The organism is Streptomyces sp. NPDC058864, assembly GCF_042742985.1.
GTDB lineage: Bacteria > Actinomycetota > Actinomycetes > Streptomycetales > Streptomycetaceae > Actinacidiphila.
Window position 1 is genome coordinate 1 of sequence record NZ_JBHYMQ010000108.1, and the last position, 18,541, is coordinate 18,541.

The 18,541-nt window shown below is 73.2% G+C and carries 15 protein-coding genes and 1 pseudogene; 9 read left to right on the top strand and 7 right to left on the bottom strand.

The genetic code is table 11. From position 1 onward, the window contains the following. Both hydA and ACFW3D_RS39935 read right to left on the bottom strand, forming a co-directional pair. On the bottom strand, positions 1 to 1,029 hold a 1,029-nt coding region (hydA, locus tag ACFW3D_RS39930), incomplete at its 3' end, for a dihydropyrimidinase (protein ID WP_500513155.1). A gap of 17 nt (positions 1,030 to 1,046) precedes the next feature. Continuing rightward, a complete protein-coding gene (locus ACFW3D_RS39935; protein WP_499510667.1) occupies positions 1,047 to 1,889 on the bottom strand; it encodes a nitrilase-related carbon-nitrogen hydrolase in 843 nt (280 codons plus the stop codon). Between the two features lie 300 nt (positions 1,890 to 2,189). On the opposite strand from ACFW3D_RS39935, the gene ACFW3D_RS39940 reads away from it, so the two are divergent. Beyond that, positions 2,190 to 2,846, top strand: coding sequence for an ArsR/SmtB family transcription factor (locus ACFW3D_RS39940; protein ID WP_500513156.1), 657 nt, complete (start codon positions 2,190 to 2,192; stop codon positions 2,844 to 2,846). Between the two features lie 100 nt (positions 2,847 to 2,946). Further along, on the top strand, positions 2,947 to 3,678 hold the full coding sequence (locus tag ACFW3D_RS39945) for an SRPBCC family protein (RefSeq protein WP_500513157.1): 732 nt from the start codon (positions 2,947 to 2,949) through the stop codon (positions 3,676 to 3,678). Between the two features lie 122 nt (positions 3,679 to 3,800). Here ACFW3D_RS39945 and ACFW3D_RS39950 read toward each other — a convergent pair whose 3' ends face one another. Continuing rightward, complete coding sequence (locus ACFW3D_RS39950) at positions 3,801 to 6,020, bottom strand: NADP-dependent isocitrate dehydrogenase (protein ID WP_500513158.1); 2,220 nt, start codon at positions 6,018 to 6,020, stop codon at positions 3,801 to 3,803. A gap of 268 nt (positions 6,021 to 6,288) precedes the next feature. Between ACFW3D_RS39950 and ACFW3D_RS39955 the strand changes: the two genes are divergently transcribed. Beyond that, on the top strand, positions 6,289 to 7,665 hold the full coding sequence (locus ACFW3D_RS39955; protein ID WP_500513159.1) for an MFS transporter: 1,377 nt from the start codon (positions 6,289 to 6,291) through the stop codon (positions 7,663 to 7,665). Positions 7,666 to 7,751: 86 nt separating this feature from the next. Further along, complete coding sequence (locus ACFW3D_RS39960) at positions 7,752 to 8,171, top strand: VOC family protein (protein WP_500513161.1); 420 nt, start codon at positions 7,752 to 7,754, stop codon at positions 8,169 to 8,171. On the opposite strand, the gene ACFW3D_RS39965 is transcribed toward ACFW3D_RS39960, so the two are convergent. The 3 genes from ACFW3D_RS39965 to ACFW3D_RS39975 form a co-directional block, all read right to left on the bottom strand. Further along, entirely contained in the window at positions 8,111 to 10,090 is a 1,980-nt protein-coding gene (locus tag ACFW3D_RS39965; protein WP_500513163.1) for a helix-turn-helix domain-containing protein, read from the bottom strand. The genes ACFW3D_RS39960 and ACFW3D_RS39965 overlap by 61 nt on opposite strands. Positions 10,091 to 10,156: 66 nt before the next feature. Beyond that, on the bottom strand, positions 10,157 to 10,981 hold the full coding sequence (locus ACFW3D_RS39970) for a 3-hydroxybutyrate dehydrogenase (protein WP_500513165.1): 825 nt from the start codon (positions 10,979 to 10,981) through the stop codon (positions 10,157 to 10,159). Between the two features lie 85 nt (positions 10,982 to 11,066). Beyond that, complete coding sequence (locus ACFW3D_RS39975; RefSeq protein WP_500513167.1) at positions 11,067 to 11,552, bottom strand: NUDIX hydrolase; 486 nt, start codon at positions 11,550 to 11,552, stop codon at positions 11,067 to 11,069. Positions 11,553 to 11,708: 156 nt separating this feature from the next. On the opposite strand from ACFW3D_RS39975, the gene ACFW3D_RS39980 reads away from it, so the two are divergent. Then, positions 11,709 to 12,785: an O-antigen ligase family protein gene (locus ACFW3D_RS39980; RefSeq protein WP_500513169.1), complete on the top strand. Its 1,077-nt coding sequence runs from the start codon at positions 11,709 to 11,711 to the stop codon at positions 12,783 to 12,785. Between the two features lie 9 nt (positions 12,786 to 12,794). Here the strand turns inward: ACFW3D_RS39980 and ACFW3D_RS39985 are convergent, their stop codons facing one another. Beyond that, positions 12,795 to 13,310 carry a hypothetical protein gene (locus ACFW3D_RS39985; protein ID WP_500513171.1) on the bottom strand — a complete coding sequence of 172 codons (516 nt, stop codon included), beginning with the start codon at positions 13,308 to 13,310 and terminating at the stop codon, positions 12,795 to 12,797. A gap of 198 nt (positions 13,311 to 13,508) precedes the next feature. Here ACFW3D_RS39985 and ACFW3D_RS39990 point away from each other — a divergent pair, with 198 nt between their 5' ends. From ACFW3D_RS39990 to ACFW3D_RS40005, 4 genes and pseudogenes are all read left to right on the top strand, one after another. After that, the gene (locus ACFW3D_RS39990; protein ID WP_500513173.1) at positions 13,509 to 14,546 is read left to right on the top strand and encodes a LacI family DNA-binding transcriptional regulator; all 1,038 of its coding nucleotides are present in this window, start codon (positions 13,509 to 13,511) and stop codon (positions 14,544 to 14,546) included. A gap of 141 nt (positions 14,547 to 14,687) precedes the next feature. Further along, complete coding sequence (locus ACFW3D_RS39995) at positions 14,688 to 16,085, top strand: GH1 family beta-glucosidase (protein WP_500513175.1); 1,398 nt, start codon at positions 14,688 to 14,690, stop codon at positions 16,083 to 16,085. Further along, entirely contained in the window at positions 16,082 to 18,421 is a 2,340-nt protein-coding gene (gene yicI / locus ACFW3D_RS40000) for an alpha-xylosidase (protein ID WP_500513177.1), read from the top strand. The genes ACFW3D_RS39995 and yicI overlap by 4 nt, the downstream gene beginning before the upstream one ends. Before the next feature lie 21 nt (positions 18,422 to 18,442). After that, a pseudogene (locus ACFW3D_RS40005) lies at positions 18,443 to 18,541 on the top strand (glycoside hydrolase family 31 family protein); the annotation flags it as partial.

Consider the following 18,541-nt stretch of genomic DNA (forward strand, 5'->3'; position numbering starts at 1 on the left):
ACCGTTGGGGATCTTCGAGAAGTCGCCCCGCCCCAGCTCCTTCTGCCCCACGAAGCAGAACGGGCAGTGGTCCGTGGACACCACCTGCAGGTCGTTGGTGCGCAGGCCCTTCCACAGCGCCGCCTGGTGCTCCTTGGGCCGCAGCGGCGTCGAGCACACGTACTTGGCACCCTCGAAGTCCGGCTCCGCCAGGTTGTCCGTGGACAGGAACAGATACTGCGGACACGTCTCGGCGAAGACGTTGAGGCCGCGGTCGCGCGCCGTCGCCAGCTCCGCGACGGCCTGCTGGGCGGAGACGTGGACGACGTAGAGCGGCGCACCGGCCACCTCGGCCAGCCGGATCGCGCGGTGGGTCGCCTCGGCCTCCAGCAGCTCCCGCCGGACCTCGCCGTGGTAGCGGGGATCGGTCCGGCCCGCCGCCAGGGCCTGCTCGACGAGCACGTCGATGGCGATGCCGTTCTCCGCGTGCATCATGACCAGGCCGCCGTTCGCGGCGCCGCGCTGCATCGCCCGCAGGATCTTGCCGTCGTCGCTGTAGAACACGCCGGGGTAGGCCATGAACAGCTTGAAGGAGGTGACTCCTTCGTCGACGAGGAGGTCCATCTCCTTGAGGCTGTTCTCATTGACGTCCGACACGATCATGTGGAACGCGTAGTCGACGGCGCAGTTGCCCTCGGCCTTGGCGTGCCAGGCGTCCAGCCCGGCGCGCAGCGACTGGCCCACCGACTGCACGGCGAAGTCCACGATCGTCGTCGTACCGCCCCAGGCGGCGGCCCGGGTGCCGGTCTCGAAGGTGTCCGAGGCGAAGGTGCCGCCGAAGGGCAGTTCCATGTGGGTGTGCGCGTCGACGCCGCCCGGGATGACGTACGTCCCGGTCGCGTCGATCACGGTGTCGGCCGTCCAGCCCTCGGCGACCGAGCTGCCTGTGGCGGCGAGGGCGACGATCCTCTCGTCCTCGACGAGGACGTCGGCGTGGACCTCTTCCGCGGCGGTGATGACCAGTCCGCCGCGGATCAGGGTTCGGCTCACGGGTTCCCTCCCTCTCCTCAGGCCTCGGTCAGCGGGCCGTAGGCGTCGGGGCGGCGGTCGCGGTAGAAGGCCCACTGCTGACGGACCTCCTCGATCTTCCCGAAGTCCAGGTCGCGCACGACGAGTTCCTCCTCCTTGTCGGAGGCGACGTCGCCCACGAACTGACCGCGCGGGTCGACGAAGTAGGACGTGCCGTAGAAGTCGTTGTCGCCGTACTCCTCCTGGCCGACCCGGTTGATCGCGGCGACGAAGTACTCGTTGGCGACGGCCGCCGCCGGCTGTTCCAGCTGCCACAGGTAGGCGGAGAGCCCGCGCGAGGTGGCGGAGGGGTTGTAAACCAGCTCGGCTCCCGCGAGGCCGAGCGCCCGCCAGCCCTCGGGGAAGTGGCGGTCGTAGCAGATGTAGACGCCGACCTTGCCGACGGCCGTGTCGAAGACCGGCCAGCCCAGGTTGCCGGGCTTGAAGTAGTACTTCTCCCAGAAGCCCTTGACCTGCGGGATGTGGTGCTTGCGGTACTTGCCGAGGTAGCTGCCGTCGGCGTCGATCACCGCGGCGGTGTTGTAGTAGAAGCCGGCCTGCTCGACCTCGTAGACCGGGACGACCATCACCATGCGGAGCTCCTTGGCGAGGGCCTGCATCCGCACGATCGTCGGGCCGTCCGGGACCGGTTCCGCCCACCGGTAGTGCTCGGGTTCCTGCACCTGGCAGAAGTACGGGGCGTTGAACACCTCCTGGAAGCCGATGACCTGGGCGCCCTGGGCGGCGGCCTCACGCGCGTACCGCTCGTGCAGGTCGGTCATCGACTCCTTGTCGCCGGTCCACTTCGTCTGGACGAGCGCGGCGCGCACTACTCGACTCATCGGTCTTCCCTCCGACGTCGCGGCAATGGGCGGGCCGCGGAGGTGAACTCCGGGCCGCTTGACGGCTGACCTTAGGAGCCGTGCGGTGCGGGGTGCAGTACCACGCTGTAACGCGCTGGGGCCCCCGGCGTTCCGCCGCGTCACCTGCGCGGACACCGCCCACACATGTGTCAGGGGCGTTCGCGCGGCAGGTGAAATCGGCGTTTCGTCCCCGCGGCGGGGGTTACCGTCCGGTGTCCGCGACGCACCGACAAGAAATATGGGCTGGACAAAATAATTTGTCGGTGGGATCGTGGAGCCATGTTGGACGTGAGCGTGATCGAGGACTCGGCGGCCGCCGCCGCCACCCTGGACCCCGTACGGGCCCGCCTCCTCGCCGAACTGGCGGAGGGACCCGCGTCGGCGGCCATGCTGGCCGCCCGGGTCGGGCTGCCCCGGCAGAAGGTGAACTACCACCTGCGGACGCTGGAGGCGCACGGCCTGGTCGAGCTGGCCGGCGAACGCCGCAAGGGCAACGTCACCGAGCGGCTGATGCGGGCCACCGCGGCCTCCTACGTGATCTCCCCGCTCGCGCTGGCCGCCGTCCAGCCGGACCCCGGGCGCTTCCGCGACCAGTTGTCCGCGCGCTGGCTGCTGGCCGTCGCCGCCCGGCTCGTCCGCGACGTCGGCACCTTGATCACCGGCGCGGCCAGGGCCCGCAAGCGGCTCGCGACCTACGCCCTCGACGGGGAGGTGCGCTTCGCCTCCGCCGCCGACCGGGCCGCGTTCGTGGAGGAACTGACCCGCGGGGTGAGCGCGCTGGTCGCCAAGTACCACGACGCGGACGGCGAGGGCGGCCGCGAGCACCGCATCGTGGTCGCGCTCCACCCCACCGTGAAGGACCCCGCTCCGGCGGCCGGGGAGTCCGCGCCGGCGGTCGCGGGGGCCGCTCCGACCGCCGTCGAGGGGTCCCCGTGAGCGCTCCGTGAAGCACCACGCCGGCCCCGCACCGCAGAACACCACCACCCACCACGTCGTCCGGGCGTCAGGGCCCGTCCCCCGAGGAGCGAGCAGCACCATGTCCAAGGAATTCGAGATCGTCCGCGAGTTCGAGACCGAGGCGAGTCCCGAGGAGGTCTGGGAGGCCGTCACCACCGGCTCCGCCGGCTGGCTGTGGCCCCAGGAGTTCGAGCCGCGCAAGGGCGGCGCCGCACCCTTCGGCGGCACCCTGACCGCCTGGGACCCGCCGCACCACCTGATCGCCCGGGCCGAGAGCCCGGAGGGCGTCGACAACCAGTTCTTCAACCAGCTCGAGCACGTCATCGAGGAGCGCGAGGACGGCGGTGCCTGGGTGCGCTACGTGCACAGCGGCGTCTTCGTCGACGACTGGGACAACCAGTACGACGGCGCGAGCAAGCACACCGACTTCTACCTGCACACCCTGCGCCAGTACCTGACCCACTTCGCCGGGCGGCCGGCCGCCTTCGCCACCGTGAACGGCCCCGCCGCGTCCACCGCGCCGGACGCCCTCGAGGTCGTCGCCCGCGCCCTCGGCGTGCCGGACGACGCAGCCGAGGGCGCCACCGTACGCGTCGGACTGCCCGGCGACGCCGGGCCGGTGGAGGCCGTGGTCGACTACCGCAACCGCTACTTCGTCGGCCTGCGGACCGGCGGAGCGATGTACCGGGTCTTCGGCCGCAACCACTTCGGCGCACCGGTCGGCGTCAGCGTGCACGACTTCACCCCCGGCGCCGACGGCGAGGGGGCCGGGGAGCGCTGGCAGACCTGGCTGGAGGGCGTCTTCGCGTAGCGCCGTACCCCGCCCGTCCTGCCCGTCCTGCCCGTCCTGCCCCGGACACGGGACCGCCCCGGCTGGATCACCAGCCGGGGCGGTTCGCGTCGTGCCGCGTTCCGGGCGTGCTGCCGGTCGCGTCAGGCGAGGGTCGCCAGCGCCTCGTTGAAGGTCGCGGACGGACGCATGACGGCCGCGGCCTTGGCCGGGTCGGGCTGGTAGTAGCCGCCGATCTCGGCCGGGGAGCCCTGGACGGCGATCAGCTCGTCGACGATCGTCGACTCCTTCTCGGTCAGCGTCTGGGCGAGCGCGCCGAAGGCCTTGGCCAGCTCCGCGTCGTCCGTCTGCCCGGCCAGCTCCTGGGCCCAGTACATCGCCAGGTAGAAGTGGCTGCCCCGGTTGTCGATCCCGCCGAGCCGGCGGCTGGGCGACTTGTCCTCGTTGAGGAAGGTGCCCGTGGCGCGGTCGAGGGTGTCGGCCAGGACCTGGGCGCGGGCGTTGCCCGTGGTGGTCGCCAGGTGCTCGAAGCTGACCGCGAGCGCCAGGAACTCGCCGAGGCTGTCCCAGCGCAGGTAGTTCTCCTTGACCAGCTGCTGCACGTGCTTGGGCGCGGAACCGCCGGCGCCGGTCTCGAAGAGGCCGCCGCCGTTCATCAGCGGCACGACCGAGAGCATCTTGGCGCTGGTGCCCAGCTCCAGGATCGGGAAGAGGTCGGTCAGGTAGTCGCGCAGCACGTTGCCGGTGACGGAGATCGTGTTCTCGCCGCGGCGGATGCGCTCGAGGGAGAACTTGGTCGCCTCGACCGGGGACTTGATCTCGATCTGCAGGCCCTCGGTGTCGTGCTCCGGCAGGTACCGCTCGACCTTGGCGATCAGGTTCGCGTCGTGGGCGCGCTCCGCGTCCAGCCAGAACACCGCCGGGTCGCCGGTCGCGCGGGCGCGGGTGACGGCGAGCTTGACCCAGTCCTTGATCGGGGCGTCCTTGGTCTGGCAGGCACGGAAGATGTCCCCGGCGGAGACGGCCTGCTCCAGGACGACGTTCCCGGCCCGGTCGACCAGGCGGACGGTGCCGGTGTGCTGGATCTCGAAGGTCTTGTCGTGGCTGCCGTACTCCTCGGCCTTCTGCGCCATGAGGCCGACGTTGGGCACCGAGCCCATCGTGGCCGGGTCGAAGGCGCCGTGCGCACGGCAGTCCTCGATGACGGCCTGGTAGATGCCGGCGTAGCTGCTGTCCGGGAGCACCGCGAGGGTGTCGGCCTCCTGGCCGTCCGGGCCCCACATGTGGCCGGAGGTGCGGATCATGGCCGGCATGGAGGCGTCGACGATGACGTCGCTCGGGACGTGCAGGTTGGTGATGCCGCGGTCGGAGTCGACCATGGCCAGGGCCGGGCCCTCGGCCAGCTCGGCCTCGAAGGAGGCCTTGATCGCCGCGCCGTCGGCCAGGGACTCGACGCCCTTGAGGATGCCGCCGAGGCCGTCGTTCGGGGTGAGGCCGGCCGCCGCGAAGGTCTCGCCGTACTGGGCGAAGGTCTTGGGGAAGAAGGCGCGGACCACGTGGCCGAAGACGATCGGGTCGGAGACCTTCATCATCGTGGCCTTCAGGTGCACCGAGAACAGGACGCCCTCGGCCTTGGCGCGCGCGACCTGCTCGCCGAGGAACTCGCGCAGCACGGCGACACGCATCACGGAGGCGTCCACGACCTCGCCCGCGAGCACCGGCACGGACTCGCGCAGCACGGTGGTGGTGCCGTCGTCACCGACCAGCTCGATGCGCAGCGCGCCGTCCTCGGCGATGACGGCGGACTTCTCGGTGGAACGGAAGTCGTCGGCGGTCATGTGCGCGACGTTCGTCTTCGAGTCGGCCGACCACGCGCCCATGCGGTGCGGGTGCGCCTTGGCGTAGTTCTTGACCGACGCGGGGGCGCGGCGGTCGGAGTTGCCCTCGCGCAGGACGGGGTTGACGGCGCTGCCCTTGATCTTGTCGTAGCGGGCGCGGACGTCCTTGTCCTCGTCGGACTTGGCGTCGTCCGGGTAGTCCGGCAGCGCGTAGCCCTGCGCCTGCAGCTCGGCGACCGCGGCCTTCAGCTGCGGGATCGAGGCCGAGACGTTCGGCAGCTTGATGATGTTCGCGGCCGGGGTCTTGGCGAGCTCGCCGAGCTCGGCGAGGGCGTCGGCGATGCGCTGGCCCTCCTCCAGGTACTCGGGGAAGCTCGCGATGATGCGCCCGGCCAGGGAGATGTCACGGGTCTCCACGGCGACTCCGGCCGTGGAGGCGTACGCCTGGATCACGGGCAGGAACGAGTACGTCGCCAGCGCCGGCGCCTCGTCGGTGTGCGTATAGATGATGGTCGAGTCAGTCACCGGGTGCTCCGCTCCACGTCTGCAACATTGCTCGACATCAAGATATCTCCTGAGCGGCGACCACTCGAATGGACCCTCCCGGCGGCCGGGCACCGCCCCTGGCGCCGGGCCGGGCCCCGCCTGGGACCCGGCGGGCCGGGCGCATGGGGCCCGCCCGGATACCCGGGTGCGCAACTGTGGTGTTCCACCACATGGGAGCGTGACGTGGCCGTTCCTACGGTGTGGCGACATCGGAAACGTCCCCGTCCCCCGCCCGGAAGTGGTGACCATGGCAACCCCGGCACCCGCGCCCACCGCACCCGGCTCGCTCCGCAGAATCGTCGCGGCGAGCCTCATCGGCACCACCATCGAGTGGTACGACTTCTTCCTCTACGGCTCCGCGGCCGCGCTGGTCTTCAACAAGCTGTTCTTCCCCAACGAGGAACCCCTGGTCGGCACGCTGCTGTCGTTCCTCACCTACGCGGTCGGCTTCGCCGCCCGCCCGGTGGGCGCCCTCGTCTTCGGCCACTACGGGGACCGCCTCGGCCGCAAGCGGCTGCTCGTGCTGAGCCTGCTGCTCATGGGCGGCGCGACCTTCTGCATCGGCCTGCTGCCCACGTTCTCCACGATCGGCGTCGCCGCCCCGGTGCTGCTCACCATGCTCCGCCTGGTGCAGGGCTTCGCGCTCGGCGGCGAGTGGGGCGGCGCGGTGCTGCTGGTCTCGGAGCACGGCGACGCCAAGCGGCGCGGCTTCTGGGCGTCGTGGCCGCAGACGGGCGCCCCGGCCGGCCAGCTGCTGGCCACCGGTGTGCTGTCGGCACTGACCGCGCTGCTCTCGGACGCCGCCTTCACCTCGTGGGGCTGGCGGATCCCGTTCCTGCTCTCAGGCGTGCTCGTGATGGTGGGGCTGTGGATCCGGCTGTCGGTGGACGAGTCGCCGGTGTTCAAGGCGGCGCGCGCCAGGGCGGAGGCGCGCAAGAGGGAGGAGTCGGCGATCGAGCGGCTGCCGCTGCTGTCGGTGCTCCGCGACCACTGGCGGGACGTCCTGGTGGCCATGGGTGCCCGCATGGCGGAGAACATCAGCTACTACGTCATCACCGCCTTCGTCCTCGTCTACGCCGTCGAGCACGCGGCCCTGGGCAAGCAGACCGCGCTGAACGCCGTGCTCATCGCCTCCGCGGTGCACTTCGCCGTCATCCCGGCCTGGGGCGCGCTCTCCGACCGCGTCGGGCGCAGGCCGGTGTACCTGCTCGGCGCGGCGGGCGTGGGTCTGTGGGCCTTCCCGTTCTTCGCGCTGATCGACACGAAGAGCTTCCCGGCCCTGCTGCTGGCCGTCACGGGCGGCCTGGTGCTGCACGGTGCCATGTACGCGCCACAGGCGGCCTTCTTCTCGGAGATGTTCGCGACCCGCATGCGGTACTCCGGCGCCTCGATCGGCGCCCAATTCGCCTCCGTGGCCGCGGGTGCCCCGGCACCCCTGATCGCGACCGCGCTGCTCACGGCCTACGACAGCTCGGTCCCCATCTCGCTGTACGTCATCGGCGCCGCCCTGCTCACGCTGGTCGCGGTCGGACTGGCCAAGGAGACGCGCGGCCGGGACCTCGACGCCATCGAGGACGGGGCCGCCGAGGAGGCCCCGCTGGCGCGGTCGGCCCACGCGGGCTGACCACGCCTGACCACGCCCTCCGTCCGGTACCCCCGGTGCGTAGGCCCCGCCACGGAGTGTCAGTGGCGGGGCCTACAGTCGTGACCGTGGGTGATTGGAGAGCGGTGACGGGGGTGCTGCACCATGTCGAGCTGTGGGTTCCGGATCTCGAGCGCGCGGACGCCGAGTGGGGCTGGTTGCTGGGCGAGCTCGGCTACGTCCGGTACCAGCGGTGGGAGGCCGGGCGCAGCTGGCGTCTGGGGGCGACCTATATCGTCGTCGAGCGGTCACCGGATCTCGTCGGGGGGCCGCACGAGCGCCGCGGGGCCGGGCTGAACCACCTCGCGTTCCATGTGGCGGGCCGATCGGAGCTGGACGCCCTGGTGGCGCGCTCGCCGCTGCACGGCTGGACGCTGATGTTCCCCGAGCTGCATCCGTACGCCGGTGGCGAGGAGCACTACGCCGCCTACCTGGAGAACGGCGACGGGTTCGAGGTGGAGCTGGTCGCGGGCGCGGACCCGTCCTGACCGGCGGGGCCGGGCGGGTCCTGCTGCCCGGCCGCGAGGCCGTGCAGGCGCAGCGCGAGCTGGATCTCGAGCGCGCGGTCAGGGGACTGCCAGTCGGCACCGAGCAGGTGGGAGATGCGTTCCAGGCGCTGCGCGACGGTGTTGACGTGCACGTGGAGGGCGTCCTTGGTGCGTACGGGGCTCATTCCGCTGGCGAAGTACGCGTCCAGGGTGCGCACGAGGTCGGTGCCCCGGCGGCCGTCGTAGTCGGCGACGGCGCCGATCGTGCGGTGCACAAAGCCGTCGACGTCGCGCGACTCGGTCAGCAGCAGTCCGAGGAAGCCGAAGTCGTCGCCCGCAGCGCCCTCCCCGGCCCGGCCGAGGGCACGCAGCGTGTCACCGCAGCGCTGCGCCTCCGCGTAGGCCAGGGCGACGGAGCCGGGACGGCCGGCCGGCGCGGGGACGGGGCCGGAGGCCCCCACGGTGACGGCGGCCTGCACCGCCGTGCCCAGCTGCTGGGCGATGCGGCGGGCGGTGGCGGAGGCGTCGGAGCCCGGTTCCAGCGGGAGCAGCAGCACTGTGCCGCCGTCGCGCGCGGCGGCCAGGCCGCGCCGGGTGGCGGCGAGGTGGGAGGCGGCCGACCACAGCCGCTGCCGGTCGGCGGCGGCCCCGGCGTGCTCCTCGTCGACGCGGGCGGCGAGCACGACGTGCGGGGCGTCGAGGTCGGCGCGGAGCCGGCCCGCGCGTTCGCGCAGCAGTCCGGGGTCGCGGTGCGGGGCGTCGAGCAGGTCGTCGAGGAGTTCGCCGCGGAAGCGCTGCTCGGCCTCCGCGGCGGTGCGCCGGGCGAGCAGCAGCAGGGAGGTGACCATCGCGGCCCGCTCCAGGGTGCGCTGGTCGACCGGGTCGAGTTCGGGGTGGCCGTGCAGCACGAGGGCGCCCAGCAGTTCACCGCCGGCGGTGACGGCGGCCGTCCAGGTCTCGCCCTGCCGTACGGCGTGGCCGTCCTTCCGGGAGCGGGCGACGCCGTCGGCGAGCGCGTCGGGGACGGGGTCGCGGTCGGTGCCGACGACCCGCACCGTCCCGGACAGCACCTCGGCGACGGCGTCCGCGACGTCGTCCACGCCCCCGCCGCGCAGCACGAGCTCGGTGAGCCGGTCGTGCACCTCGGAGGCCCGTTCCAGCACGGCGCTGTGGTTGCGGATGGTGTCGTTGGCGGTGCCGAGGTCCGCGAGCGCGGACCGCGTCTCGTCCAGCAGGTTCGCCGTGTCGATGGCGACGGCGGCGAGCGAGGCGAGGGAGGCCAGCAGGGCGATCTGGCCCCGCTCGAAGACCCGGGCCCTGCGGTCCGCGGCGTACAGCACGCCGATGACGCCGGTGCCCAGCACGAGGGGCACTCCGAGGATCGCCACCAGGCCCTCGTCGTGCACGGCCGAGTCGATCGGATGGGTGTGCCGGAAGCGCTCGTCGTCGAAGTAGGACTCGGTGACGTAGGGCAGCGCGGTCTGCGCGACCAGGCCGCCGAGCCCCTCCCCCATCCCGAGCCGCACCCGCTGGAACTCGGCGGAGACCGACCCCTCGGTGACCCGCATGTAGGTGTCCCCGGCCCTGCGGTCGATCAGGCTGAGGTAGGCGACGTCCGTGCCGAGCAGGGACCTGGCCCGCTGCACGATGGCCTGCAGCACCGAGTCCAGGTCGCGCAGCCCCGCGAGGTCGCCTGCCGTCTCGAAGAGCGCCGAGAGCTCGGCCTCGCGCCGCCGCCTGCCCTCCAGTTCCGCCCGCACGCGCAGGGCCAGCAGCTTGGCCCGCTCCAGCTCCGCGAGCACCGCGGACGGAGCGCCCTCGGCCCTGGCCGCGAGGACCGGCCGCTCGTACTCCTCGGCCGGTGCCCCGCGGGCGAGCAGCCGCAGGAAGGGTGCGTCGGAGGGGCTGTGGGGAGCCATGGATCCGCCGTGGTCGTCGGGGGCTTCGTGTGGGTCGCGCGGCACGCTGTCAGGGATACCGGCAGATCAGTGCGCCGTCCATCCTCCGTCCATGGTGAGCGAGGCGCCGGTGATGAACGAGGCCGGCGGCGAGCAGAGGTAGGCGGTGAGCTCGGCGACCTCCTCCGGCTCGACCAGCCGCTTCACCGCGGAGTCGGCGAGCATGATCTCGGTGACGACCCGCTCGGGTTCGATGCCGTGCGCGGCCGCCTGATCGGCGATCTGCCGCTCGACGAGCGGGGTGCGCACATAGGCGGGGCTGATGCAGTTCGAGGTGACGCCCCGCGCGGCGCCTTCCAGGGCGGCGGTCTTCGAGAGCCCCTCCAGCCCGTGCTTGGCCGAGACGTAGGCGCTCTTGTAGGCCGAGGCCCGCAGCCCGTGCACGGAGGAGATGTTGACGATCCGGCCCCAGCCCTGCCCGTACATGTGCGGCAGCGCTCCCCGGATCAGCCGGAAGGGGGCCTCCAGCATGACCCGCAGCACTGTGGCGAAGACGTCGGGCGGGAAGTCCTCGATGGGGCGGACGAGCTGCAGCCCGGCGTTGTTGACCAGGATGTCGGTGCCCTCCGCGGCCTGCTCAGCGGCGTCGAGGTCGGTCAGGTCCAGGGTAAGGGTCTCGACGACGCCGGCGCGGCCTCCCGCCGCGGCCTGTTCGGCGAGCTCGGCCAGGCCCTCGGCGTCCCGGTCGGCGGCCCGTACCTTGGCGCCGGCGGCGGCCAGTCGCAGGACACAGGCGCGGCCGATGCCGCCGGCGGCTCCGGTGACGAGCGCGGTGCGTCCGTCCAGGTCCGGCGCTGCGGACGGCGGGACGGGGCCTGCTGCGGGACGGGGCGCGGGGGGCGTGGGCGTCATGCACTGCAGGCTAGGCAGCGCGCGGGCCCCGACCGATGTGTGCGCCGCCCACACTCGTGTCACCGCCCGTGGGGGCGGCGCACACTCACTCCTGGGGCTGTCCCGCGGGCTCGAACCAGGTCGGGCCGTCGGACAGCGCGTGCTTGAGGCGCAGCCGTCCGTGGTTGCCGAGGTCGGGCAGGCCGTCCGCGTCGAACCAGCCGACGTCCAGCGACTCGTCGTCGGCGACCCTGGCCCGCCCGCCGACGGCCCGGCACAGGAAGGTGATGTCCACGTACTGGCAGCGGTCCCCGTTGGGGTAGAGGACCGGGTCGATCGTCTGGACGAGGACGACGCGCTCCGCGACCGCGCGCACCCCGGTCTCCTCCAGCACCTCGCGGACGGCGGTCTCGGCGGGCTGCTCGCCTGGTTCCGCGATGCCGCCGATGAGGGACCAGCGTCCGTTGTCCGCCCGCCGGTTCAGCAGGACGCGGCCGTCGTCGTCGAGGACGACCGCCGTGACACCGGGCAGGAGCAGCTGCCGGTGGCCGACGAGGGCCCGCAGCTCACGGAGGAATTCGGGAATCGGCACGCCCACGAGCCTAACGTCCTCGGCCGCGCCCCTCCGCGGATCACGCCCGCGATCGCGGCACGTGCCGGTCGTGCACGGTATCTCCACATCCCGAGGTCCCAGCGGTTACGGTGACCCCGGGGTCGGGGGGTTCCCCGGGGTCAGGGGGTGCGGGTGATGGACACGCGAACCGGTGGCACGCGACCGGGCGCCGGAGGTGGCGGGGTTCCCGCGGGCGGCCCGGCGGAACGTCCGCGCTCCGGATGGACGGACGCCGTCGGCGCGCTGGTCCTCGCCGGCTGCGCGGTGTGGTCGCTGATCGCCGCGGCGGGCCGCCCGGCCCGCCCGGAGGGCGTGCTCCTCGCCGTCCTGGCGGTCTCCGCCGGATACGCGACCGGCCGGATCGGCGGCGCCCTGCGGCCGGTGGCCGTCCCCGCCGCGGCCGCCCTCACGGCGGTCGTCCTGGCGGTGGCCCTTCCCGGTCGGCTGTCCGGCGGCCCGGACACCCCGCCGCTCGGGTACGCGAACGCCGACGCCGCGCTCATGGTGCTCGCCACCGGCGCCGCCTGCTGCGCCGCCTGGACGGCGCGGTCACGCCCGCTCCGGGTGGGCCTGCGCCTGCTCGGCGCCACGGCGGCCGGGTTCGCGCTGGCGGTGGGCTCCGCCGCGGGGTTCGCCGCCTGCCTCGGGGTGGTCCTGTGCTCCCTGGCCGCCGACCGTACGCGCCGCGCGCTGGGTCTGGCGGGCCTGGCCCTGGCCCTCGTCGTGGCGATCGGCGGCACGTGCGCGGTCGCCGTCGACGCCCTGCCGCCGGGGCTGTCGGCCTCGCTGTCCGGGCAGCTCACCCCGGCACGGGTCCGGCTGTGGCACGACGCCCTGGAGACCGCCCGCGCCCACCCCGTACGCGGGATCGGCCCGGGCCGCTTCGCCGAGGCGGGCGCCGGCACGGCGCCGTCGTCGTCGCACGGAGCGGGCACGCCTCAGTCGGTGCCCCTGCAAGTGGCGGCGGAGCAGGGCGTGCCCGGCGTCGCCCTCCTCGCCGCCTCCTACGTCTGGCTGCTCTGGGCCCTCCAGCGCTCCTGGCGCGCGACCCCGGTCGTCCTGACCGCAGCGGCCGCCCTGACCGGCCTCGCCATGCAGTCCGCCGTCGACCACGTCCTCAGCTACCCCGTCGTCACCGCCGGCGCCGGCCTCCTCGCCGGCCTCGCCACCTCCCGCCCCCTCGGCGGCCCCCCGGACCCCGGCGGCACATGAGCCCCCGGATCACGCGGCCGCCCCCGTGACGTCCGCCCGCGCGACGTCGGCGAACCGCCGGTTGGCCGCGGCGAACCCGTCCATGGCGAGCCGGACAGCCGCACGGATGTCGTCGACGCCGCTGCCGGATCGCAACGGGTAGGCGGCTTCGAACAACGCGCTGACGGCGTGGGCGAGTTCTCCCGCGGCCTCCATGACCGCCTCCGGTGCCTCCAGCCGCACCGCGGCGAGTGCGGCGTCCATCGGGACGAGGGCCTGCCAGGCGGCGACCAGGTTGTCCACGGGGTCGTCGGGGTGGGCGGCGCGATGGTCGACCGCCGAGGCGACTTCCTGGGTGGCGGCACGGCAGGCGGCCATGAACGTCACGTAGGCGTCGCGACGGTTCTGCCGTTGCCAACGCCGGTCGTCGAGGTCCCTCTGCCGCACGAGCTGCCACCGCACCGCCGCCCAGGCGAAGCCGCCGGTGACCACCGAACCGAACGCGCCGACCGCGGCGCCCAGCAGCACCGCTGTTGCCTCGTCCACACGACCCCCTCGCGGGCGGCCCGTCGAGGCCGCCCGCACCGGCCCTACCCGGCTGGCGGCATACGTCACACACCGCCGCCACGTCGGGGGCCATTGCCTCACCCCGGGAGGCCGTCATAGCATCGTGTCCCGTAGCGGTCGAATCGATTCGACGAATCGATTCGACAGGGACCGGCACAGGAGCCGTGAAGGAGCCGCATGACCACCATCAAGGACGTCGCCGAGCGCGCCGGGGTCGCGCCCAGCACCGTGTCGTACGTCTTGAGCGGCTCGCGCAAGATCTCCGAGGACACCCGCCGCACCGTGCAGCAGGCGATCGACGAGCTCGGCTACCACCCGCGCGCCAGCGCCCGCACGCTGCGCAGCACGCGCACCAACGTGCTGGCGCTCGCCCTCCCCCGCGTGGCGGGCGGCTACCGGGCGGTCGACGGGCGGTTCGCGATCGAGATCAGCGACGCGGCCCGCGCCCACGGCTACGACGTCCTGCTCATGACCGCGCACGAGGGCGTGCCGGGGCTGCGCCGCATCGCACGCAGCGGCCAGGCGGACGCCGCGATCCTGATGGCCGTCGAGATGGACGACCCGCGCATCGAGGCCATGCTCGAACTCGGCTTCCCCACCGCGCTGCTGGGGAGGTCCGCCGACGACGCCGTGCTGCCGTGGACCGACCTGGACTGGGAGGCGGCCGCCGCCCTCGCGATCCGCGAACTCGCCGCCGCGGGCCACCGGGACATCGCGTACCTGGCCACCACCGAGCGCGAGATCCTGGCACGGCGCGGCTACGCGATCCGGGGTCTGGCAGGTGCGCGCCGCGCGGCGCCGGAGAGCGGTGCCGACGTGCGCGTGCACCAGTCCACCGGGGACATGGCGCGGCTCGCACGGCGCATCGGCACCCTGCTGCACGGCGAACGCCCGCCCACCGCCCTGGTGGTGCAGCACGTGGCGGCGCTCCCGCACATCCTCGCCGCCGTGGCGGCGGAGGGGCTGCGGGTGCCGGAGGACCTGACGGTCGTGGCGGTCGGCAACCTCCCCGACGACCTGGGCGGCCTGGAACTGCCGCGCGTCGAACTGCCCGTCCCGGAGATGTCCGCCGCGGTGACGCGGCTCGCCGTGGAGGCCATCGCCGCCCGCGCGCAGGGCGCGTCGCCCACCCCGCCCGGGTACGAGCTGATCCCCCCGGCGTTCGTGCCGGGCCCGCGGATCACCCCGCCCGGCCCACGCGCGGCAGGCGGCTGAAACCGGCGCCCACCGTTCTGCGTTCGCCCTTCCCGTTCGCCCTTTCCCGTTCGCCCTTCCCCCTTCTCCGTTCCCCTTCTCCGTTCCCCTTCTCCGTTCCCACGCACCCGCGACCGACCCCAACTGAGGGAGCACACCCCCATGCCCACCGACTTCCCGGTCTTCCCGCCCGGTTTCCGCTTCGGCGCCGCCACCGCCGCCTACCAGATCGAGGGCGCCCACGACGAGGACGGCCGCGGGCCGTCCATCTGGGACACCTTCAGCCACACCCCGGGCCGCACCGCCGAGGGCGCCACCGGTGACGTGGCCTGCGACCACTACCACCGTCACACCGAGGACGTACGCCTCCTCGCCGACCTGGGCGTCGACTCCTACCGCTTCTCCGTCGCCTGGCCGCGCGTCGTCCCGCAGGGCCGCGGCACCGTCAACGGCAAGGGCCTGGACTTCTACGACCGCCTCACCGACGACCTGCTCGCCGCGGGCATCTCCCCCGCCGTGACGCTCTACCACTGGGACCTCCCGCAGGCCCTGGAGGACGAGGGCGGCTGGCGCAACCGCGCGACGGCCGAGGCCTTCGCGGAGTACAGCGCCGCCGTGGCCGAGCGGCTCGGGGACCGCGTGGAGCGCTGGATCACCCTCAACGAGCCGTACTGCTCGGCCTTCGTCGGCTACGCCGAGGGCCGGCACGCCCCCGGCGCGCAGGAGGGCACCGGTGCCCTGGCCGCCGCCCACCACCTGCTGCTCGCCCACGGCCTCGCCGTGCGCGCCCTGCGCGAGGCGGGCGCCCGCGAGGTCGGCATCACCCTCAACCTCGACCGCATCGAGGCCGCGAGCGACTCCGCCGCGGACCTGGCCGCGCTGCGCCGGGCCGTGACGCTGCACAACGACACGTGGACCGAGCCGCTGTTCGCGGGCCGCTACCCCACCGGTGAGGCCGAGACGTGGGGCGCGATCGCCGACGGCTCGTACCGCCGCGAGGGCGACCTGGAGATCATCGGGGCGCCCCTCGACTTCGTGGGCCTCAACTTCTACCGCCCCCTCACCGTCACCGACGCCCCGCACCGCGAGCCCGACCCGGCCCGCCGTACCGCCGTCGACATCGGCGTGCGCGAGACCGACCCGTACGGGACCCGGCACACCACCATGGGCTGGCCCGTCGTCCCGGAGTCCTTCACGGCGCTGCTGCTGGAGCTCAAGGAGCGCTACCCGTCGCTGCCGCCCGCCTTCATCACGGAGAACGGCTCGGCCGAGGCCGACGTCCTCTCCCCCGACGGCCGCGTCGAGGACACCGACCGCGTGACCTACCTCCGCGACCACCTCCACGCGCTCCTCGCCGCGATGGACGCGGGCATGGACGTGCGCGGCTACTACGTCTGGTCGCTGCTGGACAACTTCGAGTGGGCCCGGGGCTACGGCCAGCGCTTCGGCATCGTCCACGTCGACTACGACAACGACGCCAAGCGCACCCCCAAGGCCAGCTACGGCTGGTACCGGGACCTGATCCGCTCCCACCGGGCGGGGCGGGAGGAGCGGTCGTGAAGTTCACCGACGGCTTCTGGATGATGCGCCCGGGGGTCACGGCCAAGTACGCGACCTCCGTCGCCGACGCCTCGGTCGCGGACCACCGGATCGTCCTGCACGCCCCGGTGAAGCCGGTGCACCGGCGCGGCGACACGCTCAACAGCCCGCTGCTGACGGTGGAGTGCTGGTCCCCCGCCGAGGGCGTGATCGGCGTACGTACGACCCACCACGCCGGGAAGGCGCGCCGCGGCCCCGAGTTCGGTCTGCCGGGCGCCACGGACGGCGGCGCCGGCAAGACCTCCCGCGACGGCTCGCTGCTCGAACTGACCTCGGGCGGGCTGACCCTGCGCGTCGACACCTCCGCCCCCTGGCGGCTGGACTTCACCGCGGGCGGCCGCACCCTCACCTCCGCCGGGGCCCGCGGCACGGGCTTCGTCACCGACGCGGACGACCGGCACTTCATGGTCGCCCAGCTCTCGCTCGGCGTCGGCGAGACGGTGTACGGCCTGGGCGAGCGCTTCACCCCGTTCGTGAAGAACGGCCAGACCGTGGACATCTGGCAGGCGGACGGCGGCACGATCAGCGAGCAGGCCTACAAGAACGTCCCCTTCCACCTGACGAACCGCGGGTACGGCGTCTTCGTCAACCACCCCGGCAAGGTCTCGTACGAGGTCGCCTCCGAGGCGGTCGACCAGGTGCAGTTCAGCGTCGAGGACCAGTCGCTGGAGTACTTCGTCGTCCACGGGTCCACCCCGAAGGAGATCCTGGCCCGCTACACGGCGCTCACCGGCCGCCCCGCGCTGCCGCCGGCCTGGTCGTTCGGCCTGTGGCTGTCGACCTCCTTCACCACCTCCTACGACGAGGCGACCGTCAGCCACTTCGTTCAGGGGATGGCGGACCGCGGGATCCCGCTGAGCGTCTTCCACTTCGACTGCTTCTGGATGCGCGAGTACCAGTGGAGCGACTTCACCTGGGACGCGGAGGTCTTCCCCGACCCCGAGGGCATGCTCGCCCGGCTCAAGGAGCGCGGGCTGCGCGTCTCCGCCTGGATCAACCCCTACATCGCGCAGAAGTCGGCGCTCTTCGCGGAGGGCATGCGCGAGGGCTACCTCGTCATGCGGCCGAACGGCGACGTCTGGCAGTGGGACCTGTGGCAGCCGGGGATGGCGCTGGTCGACTTCACCAACCCGGCCGCCCGCACCTGGTACGCGGAGAAGCTGCGCGCGCTGCTGCGGCAGGGCGTCGACGTCTTCAAGACCGACTTCGGCGAGCGCATCCCGGTCGACGTGGTGTGGCACGACGGCTCCGACCCGGAGCGCATGCACAACTACTACACGCAGCTCTACAACCAGGTCGTCTTCGACCTGCTGCGCGAGGAGCGCGGCGAGGGCGAGGCGGTGCTCTTCGCCCGCTCGGCCACCGCGGGCGGGCAGCAGTTCCCGGTGCACTGGGGCGGCGACTGCGAGTCGACGTTCACAGCGATGGCCGACAGCCTGCGCGGCGGTCTGTCGCTGGGCCTGTCGGGCTTCGGATTCTGGAGCCACGACATCGGCGGCTTCGAGGGGACGCCCGACCCGGCGCTGTTCAAGCGCTGGGTGCAGTTCGGCCTGCTGTCGTCGCACAGCCGGCTGCACGGCAGCAAGTCCTACCGCGTGCCGTGGGAGTTCGGGGACGAGGCCGTCGCCGTCACCCGCGACTTCACCCGGCTGAAGAACCGCCTCATGCCGTACCTGTACCGGGCGGCGCTGCAGGCCCGTGACGAGGGCACGCCGATGATGCGGGCGATGGTGCTGGAGTTCCCCGACGACCCGGCCTGCCACCACCTCGACCGGCAGTACATGCTCGGCGACGACGTGCTGGTCGCCCCGGTCCTCAGCGCGGACGGCGACGTCGAGTACTACGTCCCGGCCGGCACCTGGACGCACCTGCTGACCGGCGAGCGCGTCGAGGGACCGGGCTGGCGGCGCGAGACGCACGGCTTCGACACGCTCCCGCTGCTGGCCCGGCCGGGTTCGGTGGTGCCCTTCGGCGCCGCCGAGGAGGGCCCCGAGTACGACTGGGCGGACGGGGTCACCCTGCGGGTGCACGCCCCGGCCGACGGCGACGCGACGATCACCACCGTGCCGGCTCCGGACGGCTCGACGGCCGCCGTCTTCCGCGTGGGCCGTACGGGTGACACGGTCACGGTCGAGGCCCTGGGCGAGCGCCCGCCGGCCACGCCGTGGAACGTGCTGCTCGTCGGCGCCGACGACACGGACGGAGTCGAGGGCGCCGTATCGGCCGGGCGCACGGCACTGGGCGTGCTCCTGACGTGCTCCGCGGGAACCGGGAGGGTGACGGCGCGCTGGTCGTGACCGCGCGCCGGCCCGAAGGGCCCGCGACCGCGGGCGATGGTGCTGGAGTTCCCCGACGACCCGGCCTGCCACCACCTCGACCGGCAGTACATGCTCGGCGACGACGTGCTGGTCGCCCCG

Bases quoted from the DNA above. Each gene is read 5' to 3' on its own strand.
- ACFW3D_RS39995 (WP_500513175.1), top strand. From the start codon at position 14,688: ATGCCCACCGACTTCCCGGTCTTCCCGCCCGGTTTCCGCTTCGGCGCC.
- ACFW3D_RS39940 (WP_500513156.1), top strand. From the start codon at position 2,190: ATGTTGGACGTGAGCGTGATCGAGGACTCGGCGGCCGCCGCCGCCACC.
- ACFW3D_RS39935 (WP_499510667.1), bottom strand. From the start codon at position 1,889: ATGAGTCGAGTAGTGCGCGCCGCGCTCGTCCAGACGAAGTGGACCGGC.
- ACFW3D_RS39980 (WP_500513169.1), top strand. From the start codon at position 11,709: ATGGACACGCGAACCGGTGGCACGCGACCGGGCGCCGGAGGTGGCGGG.
- ACFW3D_RS39945 (WP_500513157.1), top strand. From the start codon at position 2,947: ATGTCCAAGGAATTCGAGATCGTCCGCGAGTTCGAGACCGAGGCGAGT.
- ACFW3D_RS39970 (WP_500513165.1), bottom strand. From the start codon at position 10,981: ATGACGCCCACGCCCCCCGCGCCCCGTCCCGCAGCAGGCCCCGTCCCG.
- ACFW3D_RS39990 (WP_500513173.1), top strand. From the start codon at position 13,509: ATGACCACCATCAAGGACGTCGCCGAGCGCGCCGGGGTCGCGCCCAGC.
- ACFW3D_RS39965 (WP_500513163.1), bottom strand. From the start codon at position 10,090: ATGGCTCCCCACAGCCCCTCCGACGCACCCTTCCTGCGGCTGCTCGCC.
- ACFW3D_RS39955 (WP_500513159.1), top strand. From the start codon at position 6,289: ATGGCAACCCCGGCACCCGCGCCCACCGCACCCGGCTCGCTCCGCAGA.